This is a genomic window from Desulfonatronum lacustre DSM 10312, from assembly GCF_000519265.1.
Classification (GTDB): domain Bacteria; phylum Desulfobacterota; class Desulfovibrionia; order Desulfovibrionales; family Desulfonatronaceae; genus Desulfonatronum; species Desulfonatronum lacustre.
In genome coordinates this window covers 1,151,794-1,166,238 of sequence record NZ_KI912608.1, presented here as the reverse complement: position 1 = coordinate 1,166,238, position 14,445 = coordinate 1,151,794, and the positions used below count along the sequence as shown (strand labels likewise).

At 60.6% G+C, this 14,445-nt stretch carries 13 protein-coding genes and 1 riboswitch; of the genes, 5 read left to right on the top strand and 8 right to left on the bottom strand.

From position 1 onward, the window contains the following. Nucleotides 1–600 precede the first annotated feature (600 nt). The 5 genes from DESLA_RS0105550 (at nt 601) to DESLA_RS0105530 (ending at nt 5,576) form a co-directional block, all read left to right on the top strand. Nucleotides 601–2,631 carry a molybdopterin-dependent oxidoreductase gene (locus DESLA_RS0105550; RefSeq protein WP_028571690.1) on the top strand — a complete coding sequence of 677 codons (2,031 nt, stop codon included), beginning with the start codon at nt 601–603 and terminating at the stop codon, nt 2,629–2,631. Nucleotides 2,632–2,763: 132 nt separating this feature from the next. Next, entirely contained in the window at nt 2,764–3,513 is a 750-nt protein-coding gene (locus tag DESLA_RS0105545) for a DUF4412 domain-containing protein (RefSeq protein ID WP_028571689.1), read from the top strand. Between the two features lie 43 nt (nt 3,514–3,556). Further along, nucleotides 3,557–3,889, top strand: a complete 333-nt coding sequence (locus tag DESLA_RS0105540) for an STAS domain-containing protein (protein ID WP_028571688.1) — start codon at nt 3,557–3,559, stop codon at nt 3,887–3,889. Beyond that, nucleotides 3,876–4,310 (top strand): ATP-binding protein, encoded by a 435-nt coding sequence (locus tag DESLA_RS0105535; protein WP_169732594.1) that lies wholly within the window; start codon nt 3,876–3,878, stop codon nt 4,308–4,310. Before DESLA_RS0105540 ends, DESLA_RS0105535 begins: the two co-directional genes overlap by 14 nt. A gap of 66 nt (nt 4,311–4,376) precedes the next feature. After that, nucleotides 4,377–5,576 (top strand): DNA polymerase IV, encoded by a 1,200-nt coding sequence (locus DESLA_RS0105530; protein WP_211239030.1) that lies wholly within the window; start codon nt 4,377–4,379, stop codon nt 5,574–5,576. A 28-nt stretch (nt 5,577–5,604) separates the two neighbouring features. Here DESLA_RS0105530 and DESLA_RS0105525 read toward each other — a convergent pair whose 3' ends face one another. From DESLA_RS0105525 to DESLA_RS18930, 8 genes are all read right to left on the bottom strand, one after another. Then, on the bottom strand, nt 5,605–6,294 hold the full coding sequence (locus tag DESLA_RS0105525) for a class I SAM-dependent methyltransferase (protein ID WP_028571685.1): 690 nt from the start codon (nt 6,292–6,294) through the stop codon (nt 5,605–5,607). A gap of 33 nt (nt 6,295–6,327) precedes the next feature. Beyond that, nucleotides 6,328–8,403, bottom strand: a complete 2,076-nt coding sequence (locus DESLA_RS0105520) for a ribonucleoside triphosphate reductase (protein ID WP_028571684.1) — start codon at nt 8,401–8,403, stop codon at nt 6,328–6,330. Beyond that, a complete protein-coding gene (locus DESLA_RS18945) occupies nt 8,397–9,059 on the bottom strand; it encodes an anaerobic ribonucleoside-triphosphate reductase activating protein (RefSeq protein ID WP_035261415.1) in 663 nt (220 codons plus the stop codon). Before DESLA_RS18945 ends, DESLA_RS0105520 begins: the two co-directional genes overlap by 7 nt. A 58-nt stretch (nt 9,060–9,117) precedes the next feature. Beyond that, nucleotides 9,118–9,305: riboswitch (cobalamin riboswitch) on the bottom strand. A 149-nt stretch (nt 9,306–9,454) separates the two neighbouring features. Next, the gene (locus DESLA_RS21545; RefSeq protein ID WP_051434419.1) at nt 9,455–9,982 is read right to left on the bottom strand and encodes a hypothetical protein; all 528 of its coding nucleotides are present in this window, start codon (nt 9,980–9,982) and stop codon (nt 9,455–9,457) included. Nucleotides 9,983–10,018: 36 nt separating this feature from the next. Continuing rightward, a complete protein-coding gene (locus DESLA_RS0105505; protein WP_211239029.1) occupies nt 10,019–10,390 on the bottom strand; it encodes a cupin domain-containing protein in 372 nt (123 codons plus the stop codon). After that, nucleotides 10,387–11,889 carry a divergent polysaccharide deacetylase family protein gene (locus tag DESLA_RS18935; RefSeq protein WP_051434418.1) on the bottom strand — a complete coding sequence of 501 codons (1,503 nt, stop codon included), beginning with the start codon at nt 11,887–11,889 and terminating at the stop codon, nt 10,387–10,389. The genes DESLA_RS0105505 and DESLA_RS18935 overlap by 4 nt, the downstream gene beginning before the upstream one ends. Before the next feature lie 25 nt (nt 11,890–11,914). Continuing rightward, complete coding sequence (locus DESLA_RS0105495) at nt 11,915–13,189, bottom strand: S41 family peptidase (RefSeq protein ID WP_028571682.1); 1,275 nt, start codon at nt 13,187–13,189, stop codon at nt 11,915–11,917. A 122-nt stretch (nt 13,190–13,311) separates the two neighbouring features. Further along, nucleotides 13,312–14,391, bottom strand: a complete 1,080-nt coding sequence (locus DESLA_RS18930; protein WP_156932873.1) for a murein hydrolase activator EnvC family protein — start codon at nt 14,389–14,391, stop codon at nt 13,312–13,314. Nucleotides 14,392–14,445: the final 54 nt, after the last annotated feature.

Here is a 14,445-nt window from a genome sequence, read left to right as displayed (position 1 = left end):
GCTACAGGTATTTTTCCAGAAATCGTGTGGATCACGGTTCACCGGGCACCCCAGCTTCCAATTAACCAACTGTCAAGGTAAAACAATCGACATGGATTTGGAAAACATTTCAACACCTTCTTCTGTATATCATGTCAAAAATGAAGGTTGTCCGGAAGAAGGGAGATTTTAGATGAAGGCGATTCCTGCCGAATTGCAATCCAAATACAAGGGTATTCACTGAACAAGGCTATCCCGGAAGTCGAACAGGGGGCATATCTTTTTTTTCACCGAATCCTCCCTTCTCCGAAGCGCCTTTCCTTCTTCAGCCTGGACTGGAGCCGGGGCAGGACGCTGCTACGCTGCTGACCGTGCTGTACCTCCATATTTCAAATTTCTCCGCGATACAAGAAACCGTATCGCTGTCACCGCCGATCCGGATCGGCGGTGGAGCGTCGTCTTGGCGCGTGGAAACGCTAAACGGCGTCTGGATTGTTGACCGCTTCCATGGTGACGAAATATAGCGGATGCCGTCGGAATGACACGGTTCGCAATTTCAATACGCTACCGAAGATTGCGGAGAGGAGCACGGAAGCGAGGTTGCTCAGGAGGAGCATGGAAATGTTGAAGAACAACGGTGAGACATCGCGGATTTCCGCCTGTATTCTGGACTGTCCGGATGCCTGTTCGTTTCTTGTGGATTCTCGGGCTCGAACTCTCCGGGCAAATCCGGCGCATCCGTTCACCAATGGGTTCATTTGCCGCAAGGGTGCTCGTTGTTTTGATCGGCTTGACGCTCCGGAGCGCATCACCCGGCCCTTGGTGCGCACGAAGGCCAAGCGCGGCTTGCGGCGCGGGAAAGCCGTCGAGGCGGGCCATGAGGGGTTTGAGCCGGTTTCCTGGGCCGCGGCTTTGGATTTGATCGCGGCCAAGCTGAACGCTTTGGCGGACCGGCCCGAGGCCGTGCTGCACGTGCGCGGCTACGGGTATCGCGGGGTTCTGGCTCAGGCCAGTCTGAACTTTTTCGCGGCTCTCGGCTCCTCCACCATCCATGGCTCCTTGTGCGACGACGCGGGGATTGAGGCCTGCATCCGCGACTTCGGCGCGTTGGAGCACAACGATCCGTTGGATTTGCTCAATGCGGCCCGGATCGTGAATTGGGGCAAGGACCTGGGTCGTTCTTCCCCGCATATCGGCCTTTTGGTCCGCGAGGCGCGTAAAAAGGGAACGCGGGTGCTGACCATTTCCCCTGGCGGGGATGGCAGCGAAGGGTGGTCCGACCGGACGGTCCGCATCCGCCCCGGTACGGACCGTTTCCTGGCGGCATGGCTGATCCGAAGGCTCTTGGAGCAGGACGCCGTCTCTCCGGAAGTCGTTCGGGCCTGCGCCGATTGGGATGCGTTGCAAGCGCTGATGCACGGCTTGAACGACGACGATCTGTTGCGGACGTGCGACGTGGATCGTGGTTCGGCGCAAGAACTGCTGGAGTGGTACGCGCCTTGGGTTGCGGCAAATCCTGTTTCTGGTGCTGTTTTGGGTGCCGCTCTTGGCGACCCCACGGCCACGCTGATCGGCTGGGGCGTGCAGCGGTATCTGTTCGGTGGTCAGAATGTGCGGTTCATCAATGCCCTGGCCTTGTTGTCGGGCAATATCGGTCGCGTCGGGGGAGGCTCGTATTTCAACATCGCCTCGGGCCGGAATCTGGGGCGCTGGCGGGCTGATTCACCGGGACGACCTGATGTCGCCGGCAGGCGCTCCTTCCTGTTGCCCTCCCTGGCCTGGGAACTGGAATGGGCCGACCCGCCGGTGGAGTTCGTCTGGGTGGACGGGCACAACGTGGTCAATCAGGTTCCGGACGGTCTGGCCATGGCCAAGGCCTTGCAACGGCCCTTCGTGGTCTGCGTGGATGCGTTTCTGACCGACACGGCTCGTTGTGCGGACGTGGTTCTGCCGCCCGCGTTGATGCTGGAGCGCGAAGAAATAGTGGGTTCCTGTCTGCATCACTACGTCAACTATTCCGGCCAGGCGATCCCACCCCGGGAAGATTGTCGTTCGGATTTCGACATCCTTCGTGACCTGGGCGCACGATTGAATCCGCCGGTGGGCTTCCCGGAGCCGGACGAGTGCCTGCGTATCGGCCTTGGCCCGCTGGGCGTCGACCTGGAATCGTTCCGAGCCAGGGGCTTTGTCAGGGCCGACCATCCTCCCGTTGCCTTCGCGGGGTTGACGTTCGCCCATCCGGACGGGTTGTATCGGTTTCCTGAAACGCTCGACCCGGAACCTCTGGAATTTGATCAGGACGACGACCCCGAATTCCCTTTGCGCCTGCTCTCCCTGGTCCGCGGCAAATACATGCACTCCCAGATTCCGGAGAGCGAGCAGCAGGGGCTGCCCGAGATATTGGTCTCCCCGGACAACCCGGATCTGGACGACCTGGACCCCGAAGGCCCGACTTTCCTGGCCACTCCTTTGGGACGCATGGCTGTTCGGTTGCGTCTGGACGCATCCCTGCATCCCCTGGTCGTCCTGATCCGCCGCGACGGCTGGGTCAGTCTGGGCCACGGCCCCAACGCGATCATCGAGCCTCAAATTACGGACATGGGCGACTGCGCGGCCCTGTACAGCCAGTGTTGTCGGTTGGAGCCGGATTAAACATTCAGGAGGTGGTCACCGACCATATGGACTTTTTCCGCTTGGCTTCGTACAGAGGTGGCGACGGTTTGCGTTGGAGACCGAACGCGTTCCGGCCTGGGCCGGTTTCAACTTCAGAACTGGAGAGCAGAGATGAAAAGAACCACGATTTGTTTGACGACTATTCTGGTTGTATTGCTTCAGGGGGGCTGGGTCTGGGCCGAGGATTACCTGAAGATTCTCCATGTCAGTGAGCCGTATGAGATCATGGGGCAAAAGCAGGCGGGCAGCGAGGAAATAGTCGAGACATGGCTGAGCGGCAACAAGGCCCGAATGAACTCTTCCGACAAGACGTCGGTGATTTTCGATGGCGACAAGCAGACTATGTACATGCTGGACCACGGTGAGCGGACGTATACCGAGGTGCCGCTGAACCTGTCCGAAGCCATGGCCGGCATGCTGGGCGAGGAAGGGGGACATGAAAAGGCCCAGATGATGGCTCAGATGATGGGGGGGATGATGCAGATGCAGGCTTCGGTCGTGGAAACCGGGACCGTGAAGAACGTCAACGACTGGACCTGCCGGGTTTATGAGCTGACCTTGAACATGCCCATGGGGCAAACGGCTGCTGAAATCTGCGCCACGGACCAGATCGACGTGAACGTGAGCATGTACAACAAGATCGGTCATGCCATGATGGCCGGGCAGCATGGTTTCGAGGAGCTGCTTCGGGAAATGGAGAAGATTCGGGGAGTCGCCGTGCTGACCGTGAGCAGAGCCAATGTCATGGGCGCGACGGTGGTGACCCGGGAAGAACTTCTGGAGCACAAAAAAATGGCCGCTCCCTCCGGAAGTTTTGATATTCCAGAGGGGTACACGCGACAACGATTCATGGGCATGTAGTGGGTCGTTGAAAAATTTTCAAAACAACAAGAGGAGTGACAGCATGGAATTTACGAGTACCAAGGTGGAGCAGGGCGTGACGATCAAAGCGACGGGCCGCATGGACGCGGTAACGGCCCCGTCTTTCGAGCAGGAATGTCTGCGCTGGATGGAGCAGGGCGATTCCAAGCTGATCGTGGACTTCACCGGCCTGGAATACATCAGCAGCGCGGGATTGCGGGTCATTCTGGGCGTGGGCAAGAAGCTGAAAAGCCAGGGAGGCTCGTTGGCTTTCGGCGGGATGAGTTCCATGGTCAAGGAAGTCTTCGACATCTCCGGCTTCGCGTCCATTTTCCCGGTGTACGATTCCCTGGAGGCGGCCCTTGCGGCCAAGTAGCGCCGAGGATGTGGCCGGTCTTTCGCTGCCGGCGGACAAATCCTCTCTGGAGCCTCTGCGGCGCTTTGTCCTGGAGCGTTTCGAATCCACCGGGTTGTCTCCGGCGTTGGAGCTCAAGATCGATCTGGTCTTGGAAGAGGTGCTCCTGAATATTTTTGATTACGCCTACGGTCCGGACCAGACCGGAATGGTCTCCGTGGCGTGCGGACAGTTGGCGGAGGAGGGGCGGTTTCTGGTGCGCTTCACGGACCAGGGGCCTCCCTTTGACCCGCTTTCCAAGCCTCCTCCGGACGTCACCCTGGGCATGGACGAGCGTGTTCAGGGTGGGCTGGGCATTCTGCTGACCAAAGAGATGAGCGCCTCCCAGCGGTATCGCCGGGAGGGCGACAGCAACATCCTGGAGATCGTTTTCGCCGAGTAGCGTTCTTTTTCGTTGCTCGGCGACGACGATTCCGTCCCGTCTTCTTTCTTGCGGACAGTTCGGGCCATGAGCACCGCCGTTCCCGCTTCCCTTCCATCTTCCACTGCCCCCCTGATCCTGCATGTGGACATGGACGCCTTTTTTGCGTCCGTGGAGCAACTGGACCATCCCGAGTTGCGCGGCAGAGCCGTGATCGTCGGCGGGTCCCAGCGCGGGGTGGTTTCCGCGTGCAGCTACGAAGCCCGAAAATTCGGCGTGCATTCGGCCATGCCCATTGTCCAGGCCAGGCGCTTGTGCCCAAACGGAGCGTTCGTGCCCGTGCGCATGGGACGCTATGCCCAGGTCTCCCAGCTGGTCATGGCCGTCCTGGAGCGGTTTTCACCGTTGGTGGAGCAGGCCTCGGTGGACGAGGCCTATCTCGATGGCAGCGGTCTGGAACGTATTTTTGGACCTCCGCAACGGCTGGGGATCGTGTTGAAGCAGGCCGTGGCCGCGGAAACCGGGCTGACTTGCTCCGTGGGCATGGCTCCGGTCAAGTTTCTGTCCAAGATCGCCTCGGACCAGAACAAGCCGGACGGTCTGTTCATCCTCGCTCCGAATGACGTACCGGCTTTTCTCGAGGCCCTGCCGGTCTCCAAGATTCCGGGCGTGGGGCGGCAGGCTGTGGAAAAGCTCGCGCTGCTCGGAGTGCGTCGGGTCGGCGATGTCACGAGGTATTCGGAACGATTCTGGCGCGAGCGGTTCGGAAAGTGGGGGGAGGTCCTCTATGCCAGGGCCAGGGGCATTGACCCCAGGCCGGTTGTTCCGGAGTCCGAAGCCAAAAGTGAAGGCGCGGAAAACACCTTTGCCGAGGACCACGACGACCGGGAGGAGTTGAAGCGCTGGCTGCTGGATCAGGCCGAGCGCGTGGGACGCCGGTTGCGCCGGGACGGTCATGCCGGGCGCACCGTGTCCCTGAAGGTCAAGTTCAGCGACTTCAAGGTGATCACGCGCGCGAAAACCTTGCGCGAGCCCACCGCGTCCACGCGGATGATCTTCCAGACCGCCGCCCAACTGCTGGACGCCGAGCAACTCCCCAATAAAGTCCGTTTGATCGGACTGAGCGTGTCCAATTTTTCCAATGCAAGGCGTCAGCTTTCTCTTTTCCCCGGAAACGAAACCGATCTGGACAAAACCCTGGACACGACCCTGGACGCAATCCGGGAGAAGTTCGGTCCCGGGGCTATGGTCCGGGGACGCGTCTTCGGTTTCCGAAAGCCGTCGTGACCGTCCAGGGAACTCGGTCGTTTCTTGATCAAGCCGAGAGTGAAGACACCCATGTCCGCAGCAGGCCGAGGCCGTTCCACCACATTGCTGCGTCGCCGTTGAAACGGGCGGGAAGTTCGTAGATCAGTTCCCATTTGCGTTTGGAACGGGCAATGGCGTCCAGTGTCGCTTGCCGGGCCTGGGAGCGGGAGTCCGGGGTAAAGCGCCAGTCGTCCACCAGGACCAGCGCTTCGTCTGCCAGATGATCTTCAACATGCGTCATTCCATCGAACTGGTTGGCGTAGTCATGAGCGCCGTCGTTGAAGTAGAAGCCGATGGGCTTGGACAGGCGGCCTTCGCGCAGCACCCGGCGGAAGTCGGCCATGTGGAAGTCGATGCACTGGTGCGGAGGGCAGTGGCGGCTGATGTTGCGACGGAGAACATCCAGGGCCTGTTCAGGGTTGTCCGTAAACTCCGAAAAATCATCGCAGGCCGCCAGGTGCTTGTCTTCATTGAACAGGGCCGCGGAAATCAGCGTCTTGCCCTGGAACGTCCCCACTTCGAAATAGCATTCCTCAGGCGGCAGGCAGCGTACCCCGAGCTGGAGCAGCCGCTGTACTTTGGGAGCGGTTTTGCCCTGGACATTGGGCAGCGGATCGAAGCGAAAATCCGTGGGCTTGGTCATTTCCTGGACGGAAAAGACCGTCTTCAGGGCGGCAAGAAACGCAGTAGTGTCCATATCGTACCTCCAAAGTGATCTTCACCGCGACATTCAGCTTGCGGCGCTTTCGCCTCCCAGCCCGGCAAAGACGCGGCGCTGGGCGTATTCGGACTGTTTGCCCTGGTTCCAGCGTTGGACCGGGCGGTAGTAGCCCACGACCCGGGTGTAGACTTCCGCCGGGTTGCCGCATTCCGGGCATTCCGGATGCTCGCCTCGGAGGTATCCGTGGTCCTTGCACACGGAAAAGGTTGGGGTGATGGAGATGTAGGGCAGCTTGGTCCGGGTCATGGCTTTGACCAGGAAGGCTCGTAAGGATTGGGGATCGGCCACGGCCTCGCCCAGGAAGGTGTGAAAGACCGTCCCGCCGGTGTACAGGGTCTGCAATTGGTCCTGGTGCTCCAGGGCCGCGAAGACGTCCAGCCCCAGGTCCACGGGCAGGGCCGTGGAGTTGGTGTAGTACGGCACGCCGTTGCCCGAGGCCTTGATCCCGGCGTAGAGCGTCTTGTCCAGCTTGGCCAGCCGGTAGCTCACGCCTTCGGCCGGGGTGGCCTCCAGGTTGTACAGGTTGCCGGTCTCTTCCTGGAAGCGTCGGGTCAGGTCCTGGAGGTGGAGCAGGGTGGTCCGCATCAGCCGGATCCCGGCCGGGGTTTCGATGCCCTTGCCCAGCAGATTTTGGCACGCCTCGTGACCGCCCACCACGCCGATGGTGGAAAAATGCCCGCGGTAGGCGTTTTTCAGGTAGCGCCGGGTGAAGGGAAACATGCCCCGTTCCAGGTTGTCGTTGATCAGCTTGCGCTTGAACTCCAGGCTGTCCCGGGCCAGTTCGGCGTACTCGGTGAGCAGGTCCAGATAGTCCGCCTCGTCGTGGGCCAGAAAAGCCAGCTTGGGCAGGTTCAGGGTGACCACGCCGATGGACCCGGTTAAATCCCCGGCACCGAACAACCCGCCGACCTTTTTGCGCAGTTCGCGCAGGTCCATCTGCAACCGGCAGCACATGGAGCGGACGTCCTCGGGCTTGAAGTCTGAATTGATGAAGTTCTGGAAGTACGGCACCCCGTATTTGGCCGTAAGCTGGAGCAGCAGCTCGCCCACCTCGGTCTCCCAAGGAAAGTTCTCGGTCACGTTGTAGGTCGGAATGGGAAAGGAGAAAATACGGCCGTGGTAGTCACCCTGAAGCATGACTTCCAGGAAGGCCCGGTTGATCATCTCCATCTCCGGTCCGAAGTCCGCGTAGGTCTGGCTGTCATGGAGCCGACCGCCGATGATCACTGCTTCGGAAGCCAGGTGCTTGGGCGGAGCCAGGTCGAAGCTCAGGTTGGTGAACGGGCTCTGACCGCCCCATCTGGAGGTGGTGTTCAGATTGAAGACGAATTTCTGGACGGCCTGACGAATCTGTCGGTAGTCCAATTCGTCATGACGGACGAAGGGCGCGAGATAGGTGTCCACGTTGTTGAAGGCCTGTGCCCCGGCCCATTCGTTTTGCAGGGTGCCCAGGAAGTTGACCATCTGGCCCAAAGCGGAGTCGAAGTGTTTGGGCGGACCGGAGGAGGAGCGGCCTTCCAGGTTGAAGCCTTCCAGAAGGAGGTCGCGCAGGCTCCACCCGGCGCAGTATCCGGCCAGGCCGAAGGACAGGTCGTGGATGTGCAGGTAGCCGTGTTCATGGGCCTGACGGACTTCCAGGGGATATTTTTCCAGGGCGTAACGGGCCTGAACCGTGCCGGAAAGGTGCAGCATCAGGCCCTGGAAGGAGTGGGACATGTTGGCGTTTTCGGCCACCCGCCAATCGGATTTGTTTACGTAGGCGTCGATGGTTTCCATGATGTCCAGGAACGCGGCCTTTTGTTCCCGGATTTGGCGGCGTTTCTCTCTGTACAGGATGTAGCGCTTGGCCACGTCGAACAAGCGGGACTGCATCAACACGGCTTCGACCTGATCCTGAACCTGCTCCTGGTCCGGGACGGTCAGGCCGGCTTCGGCCAGGCGTTCCTCCACCTTGCGGGCCAGGCGGTCGGCCAAAAGCGCGTCCTGGATTCCACAGGATCTCAATGCCTTGAGAACGGCCGCAGCGATCCTGTCCACGGCCCAGGTTTCGGTGCGGCCGTCACGTTTGCAAATGTGGGTCAGCATGATTGCTCCTTGTGATGATGGCCCTGGAAAGGGCGGGATGGCTGGCGAAAAGGCTGGGTCTGCAGGAGAAATCCGGAAGGCGGGAAAGACCGGGTCTCCCGGAGGTCTTCCGGCGTCAACAGGGGGACCAGGGTGGTTCGGAAGAGAAAGTGTTTCGGGTGGCCTTCGGCGAGCTTGAAGATCCGGCCCAGGGTTGCCTTGGCTTCACGAGCGGAAATTTTGTTTCCGGTCAACGCGGGATATTTGGACCACGGGCCTTTGACGTCCACGGCCACCAGGTCTGCGGCTTGGTTGTCCAAAATCCGCTCCACGATGTCGGGGTGCATGCCGTTGGTATCCAGCTTGACGGGCAAGCCAAACCGGTTTCGGAGTTCGGCGAGCCATTCGGGAAGGTCCGTGGACAATGCCGGTTCTCCGCCGGTGACCACGAGGCCGTCCAACCAGGGGGCTCGCTGGTCGAGAAAGTTCAGAACGTGGTCGCGAGAGATACGGGGATCGTCTTCGGAGTTCCAGGCCAGATGGAAGTTGTGGCACGTGGGGCAGCGCAGGTCGCAGCCGCCAAGAAACAGCACGGCGCAGACGCGACCCGGCCAGTCGCACAAACTCAGCGGCTCCAGGCCGCGCAGCCTGGACCAGGGGGAAGGGTGGTTCCGCATAGTCAGCGATGGGGCTGAAAAGCCCCGGGGAACGGCCGCCTGGACATCCGCGTGTCCCGCGACAAATGCGCTTCAGGCAGGTCTTCTGACTTGTCCCCCCGACTTTGGCGGGCCTTCCCGGAACACGGTTCCAGTGGCCATGCGAAGCCAGTCAGGTTGAATGGGACTTACAGCGGCGGGACCGTCCCGGAATCGCACCGGGTTCCCTCTTGGCGCCATGCGGCGACCTGAAGCAAGGAGACGTGGCGTGGTCGTTCGTTGAAAACGAGTTCAACCATGCGTGTGACGTACTTAAAAAGAATCCGTGACAATGTCCAGAAGTCGCGACGAAGTGGCGGAATTGGCACGTGGACGACTGGACGGAATAATCGCCGACTTTGCCACCAGCCTGCGGCTTAAAACCTGGTCAATGCCCCCTCATGGGCGAAGAACACCGCGCCGCGCTCCCCAGCGTGTTTCTTTTCCGGGGTTTCCTGGGCCATGTAGTGTTCATCCGGGGTGAGGGTCATGTTGTAGCCGAAGGTGATCTGGAGGGAGGCCGTGCGGTTCAGTCGGTCCGGACGCAGGGTAAAAGTGAAGGACACGCCTTGGTCGGGGTCCAGTAGGAGGCTGGAATAAACCCGCAAATCCTGAGCCAACACCCGTCCCTGATCATCACTGAGATAAGCGGCCAGCCACAAGTCCTCGATCCAACCCAGGTCGGCGGGGAGGCTTTCCGTCTTGGGCGTCGCCCGCCCCTTGACTCTGTACTGTCCGCCGAAGGATTCCGCGACATAGGAAAACCGCCAGAAACGCATCTCCAATTGTTGTTCCGCGTTCAATACCCAGGGCTGGCGCTGCAAGTGGCCGACGCTGGAGTAGGAACAACCGACGGCCAGGAGCGCGAACAGGATAAGAGCCAGGGAAAAACGTATTCGGCGCATGATCGGATCTCCTTTGGTCTTCGATGCGGGGGAAGCCTAATCGTTCAATGTGGCGCGGGACCATGGTCCGTCGGTCATCCGGCCATGCACGGCAAGCCAGATGCAAGGCGGGTCGTCGGTGGTGCGGTCCACTCGATGTCCCAGGCCGGCTGGGAGAAAGAGACAGTCTCCGGCTTTGAGGGCCTTGGTCCGCCCGTCCGCGAAGCGGATTTCCGCCTCGCCCTGCAAGAGGACGACCCATTCGTCCAATTCTTGGTCATACCAGAAATCGGGAGGCGAAACATGGCCCAGCGAGATGATTCGTTCGATGCGCAACCCGTCCCCACGCGCCAGCAGATCGACGCGTTCCTCGGGCATGGGGCCCTTTGGGATGGCGAACAGGTTGAGCATGGCGAGTCGCGCTTTCAACGCTCGGCCAATGATCGGCGTGAGAGCAGGGAGCCGAGGGAGACGACGTTGATCCGCTGATCACGTTCCCGCTCCCAGAGCTTCAAGGCTTCCAGGGTTTCCGGGTAGGGGTGGCCGATGGCTATCACCTGGCCCTGGTTATGGGCCAGTTGCTCGGCTTTGCGTAGTTGAAACAGAATTGCCTGGACATTGGGAATGTTGTCCAGGAAAATATGTCTGCGCAGGTGCTCCAGGCCGACTTTGCGGGCCTGTTTGTCCGCGACGGAGCTTCCGGTGGTCAGGCTGTCCAGAAAAAAGAGGTCGCGGCGCTTCAATTCCTGGAGCACCGTGGACATGCCCGACTCGTCGGCGGTGAACCGGGAGCCCATGTGGTTGTTGATGCCGATGGCCTGAGGAACCTGGGCCAAATTGTCCCGCAGGATTCTCAGGATTTGTTCGTCCTCCATGCCCACGAACAGGGCCCCGGGGCCGGGGTCGGCCCGGTGGGGGTAGTCCAGGGGTTCCATGGGCTGGTGCAGGAGCACGTCGCGACCCGCCGCGGCCCCGATCCGGGCCACTTCCCGACTTTTGGAAATATTGGGCAAAACGGCGAAGGTCACCGGGAAGGAGAGGGCGGCCAGTTCCTGGGCTTGGTGTACGTTCTCGCCAAGGTCGTCGATCACCACCACCAGCCGCGGCCCGATTCCCGGCGAGGCCGGCGGGGGAGGCGGGGATGGTTTGCGACCGTGTTCCTCCAGGAACAGGGTGTGTGTGGGCAGGTTGAGCAGGGTTATTCGCCACTCTTGCTTGCCGGATTTTTTGTTGATCTGACGCAGTTCCGCGCTTTGGACCCAGAGTTCCAGATTCCGGCGCAAGGTCTGCTCAAAGCTTCGGGCGTCCCGGTCCAATCCGATGGCCAAGGATTGGGTATGATATTTCTGCCCGTTGCGGGTTTTCATCTGAATATCCAGATGACGCACCGAACGAGGGTCCAGGTTCAACTCCATGATGGTCTGGACCAGGGCCAGGTCGACTTCCTTGACCTGCTGTTCCAGCAGTTCCGTATCGAATATTTCGTAAACCAAGCCTTGGCGCCGTGAGGGAGCCGGGGGGGCGGCATCGGGCGCGATTCGGGCGCGGATGTGGTTTGTGGGGGCAGGAGTCGTCAAACTGGCGACCCTGTCCGGCTGCGCAGGCGCGGACCGGGGGGTGGAGCGGGAAGCGGACGGTGCAGCGGAGGTTGGGGGTGGAGCGGAGACAGGCTTGTCGATAGTCGCGACGTCCGTGGACAAGGTATCCACGGGGGAGAGGCTCAAGGCCCAGACAAGGGTGATGGCGGTCAACCCGGTGGCCGCGGCCATGAGCATCACCCAGAGCTTGGAAAAACCCCTGCGGGATGATCGTTTGCGGCTGGTTTTGGCGGTGGTTTTCTTGGGCTTGCCCCCGCTCTTACCACCACTTTTCGTGGAAGTGGAAGAGCGGGAGGGCTTGCCGCTTTTTTTCGCTGTTTTACCGGTCATCGCCGACCCATGTCGGTTTGCGTGGTTAACGGAGCGCCTTGAGCCTGGGCATGGCTTTGACCATTTCCAAGGCCAGGCGCAGCTGATTGTCCCGTTCGAGCATTTCCAGAGCTTGAGGCCTGGGTTGATCGCGTTGGTCCGGAGGAATCGGGCCGGTTTCCAGGTGTCGGATCAGGTCGCCTTCGCGAACCAAAGGCATGCGTCCTTCTCGCTGGTCGTCATTCAAGGCGACGAAGGGAACGGAAATGTCCGGGTCGATGCCCTTGGCCTGGATGGAGCGGCCGTTGGGCGTATAGTAGACCGCCGTGGTCAGCTTGATCCCGGAGCCGTCGGCCAGGGGGATGATCGTCTGCACGGACCCCTTGCCGAAGGTCTGCTCACCCAGGATCAGCGCCCGTCCGTGGTCCTGCAGGGCCCCGGCGACGATTTCCGAGGCAGAGGCGGAGCCGGCGTTGATCAGCACCACCATGGGGGTTTCCTTGTCCAGCACGTTTCGGGATGCGTCGAAATTCATTTCCGCCTGAGCCGACCGCCCCTTGGTGTAGACGATTTTGCCCTCGTGCAAAAAGGCGTCGGCCACGGCCACGGCCTGGTTCAGCAATCCGCCGGGGTTGTTGCGCAGATCAAGGATCAGGCCGACGCGCTGATCAAGGTCGAATCGGTCCAGGGCTTCCCGCAGGTCGTCCATGGTGGTTTCCTTGAAGCTGGTCAGTCGCATCAGGACCACGCCGGGTTCCAATTCGAACAGCTTGACCGTGTGCATCGGGATGACGTCCCGGGTGATGGTCACGGTGCGGGGAACGGTCTCGCCCTTGGACAGGATGGTCATATCCACGGTGGTGCCCCGGGGGCCTCGAATCAGCTTCACGGCGTCCATGATCGTGATGTCCTGGGTGGACTGGCCGTCGATCTCCAGGATGTGATCTCCGGATTTGAGCCCCTCACGGAAAGCCGGGGTGTCCTCGATGGGGGACACGACAGTCAGCCTGCCTTCCACGAGGCTGATCTCAATGCCGATCCCCGTGAACTCGCCGGAGGTGTCGATCTGCATTTCCCGGAAGGCGTCCTGGGTCATGAAGCTGGAATGGGGATCCAGTTCCTGAAGCATGCCCCGGATGGCGCCCTGGATCATCTCGTTGCGATCCACGTCCTGAACGTAATAGCGCTCCACCAAGTCCAAAACCTGGCTGAAGCGCTTGAGCGGCGAGTAGCGTTCCTCGTCCGTGGCCATGCTCTGGCCGAAGGTGACGGCCAGCAAGAAAAGAAGTGTAACGGTGCCGACCCAGTGGACAACCCGCATAATGACCTCCGAATGCATTTTGAAAGCGTGTGCTGGTATGGTGGACGGCGCCCGAAAGCGCCGTGCAGGGGGATATAAGCTCCGGTGCGGCTTGGTGACGACGGGTTTCGCCACTGCCGCCGTTAATCGGCGACAAGCCAGATATCAGGATTAACGGGATTTTGCTGAAAACGCAATTCAAAGTAGAGCCCCGGACCATCCACTTTGGGGTAAAGCCCCGCTACGCCGATCTGTTCATCCTTTTCCACTTCCTGGCCCACGGCGACCAGAGGGTTGTTCAGAAAGGCGTACAGGCTGTAGTAATCTTCACCGTGGTAGAGAATGACCACGTGGCCATATCCTCGGAGCACATCGCTATGGACCACCTTGCCCCAGGAGATGGCGCGTACCGGTGCGTTCTCGGACATCGCGAAACTCAAACCGCGGTGCGGAGGATCAGTCTGAGGCCGAAACCGCTCCACGATCCGGCCCTGGGTCGGCCAAGGCATGTGACCGCGCAAATCCGTAAAGTTCCTGGAGGTCAGGGTTTGGAGTCGGTAGTTCAGCTCGGCGATGCTTTGCAGGATTTCCTTAATCTGCTCCTCAGCGGAGACTTGTTGCGCACGCACTTCCTGGACGCGGCGCAGGAAATCCAGCTTTTGCTTGAGAAGCCGGTCCTTGCCGGCATCGATCCGGAGCATCTGCGCGGTGATTTCTTCTCGCGCCCGCTCCAGGCGGGCCTGTCCTTGGGCCAATTCCCGCCCTTGTCGGCGGAGTTGATCGATCCGGTCCTGAACCAAGTCGTAGATCCGGGACAGCCAATGGTATTGCCGGTCAGCCTCGTCCCAGGAGGTTAAAGATTGGAGATTGTGTTCCACGCCCTGCAAATGCACCGGCCAGAGCAGGGCCAGCAGACGCCCCAATTCCTCGCTGGTTTGGGCCCGGGCCAGGTCCAGTTCCTGATAGTCCTTCAGCCGGACGCGTTCTTCCTGACGCAGTCGGTCCAAATGCGTTTCCAGGTCCGTAATCTCGTCCGCGGTGGCCCGCAACCGGGCTTCCACTTCCTGCAGGTCGGCGAACAAGGCGCGTTCCTGCTCCGACAGGCCTTTCAGAATTTCTTCGTGGGCCCGAACATCGCGCTCACGCTCTTCCAGGGTGCGTTGAATGGTTCCCGTGGTCGTGGCCGCGGCCGGGTTCGGACCGCTCAGAAGAAGTCCGATCATGACCGTCCAAAACCAAATCATGGTCCAACGGAGTCGAGGAAGGGCAAAGGGCGA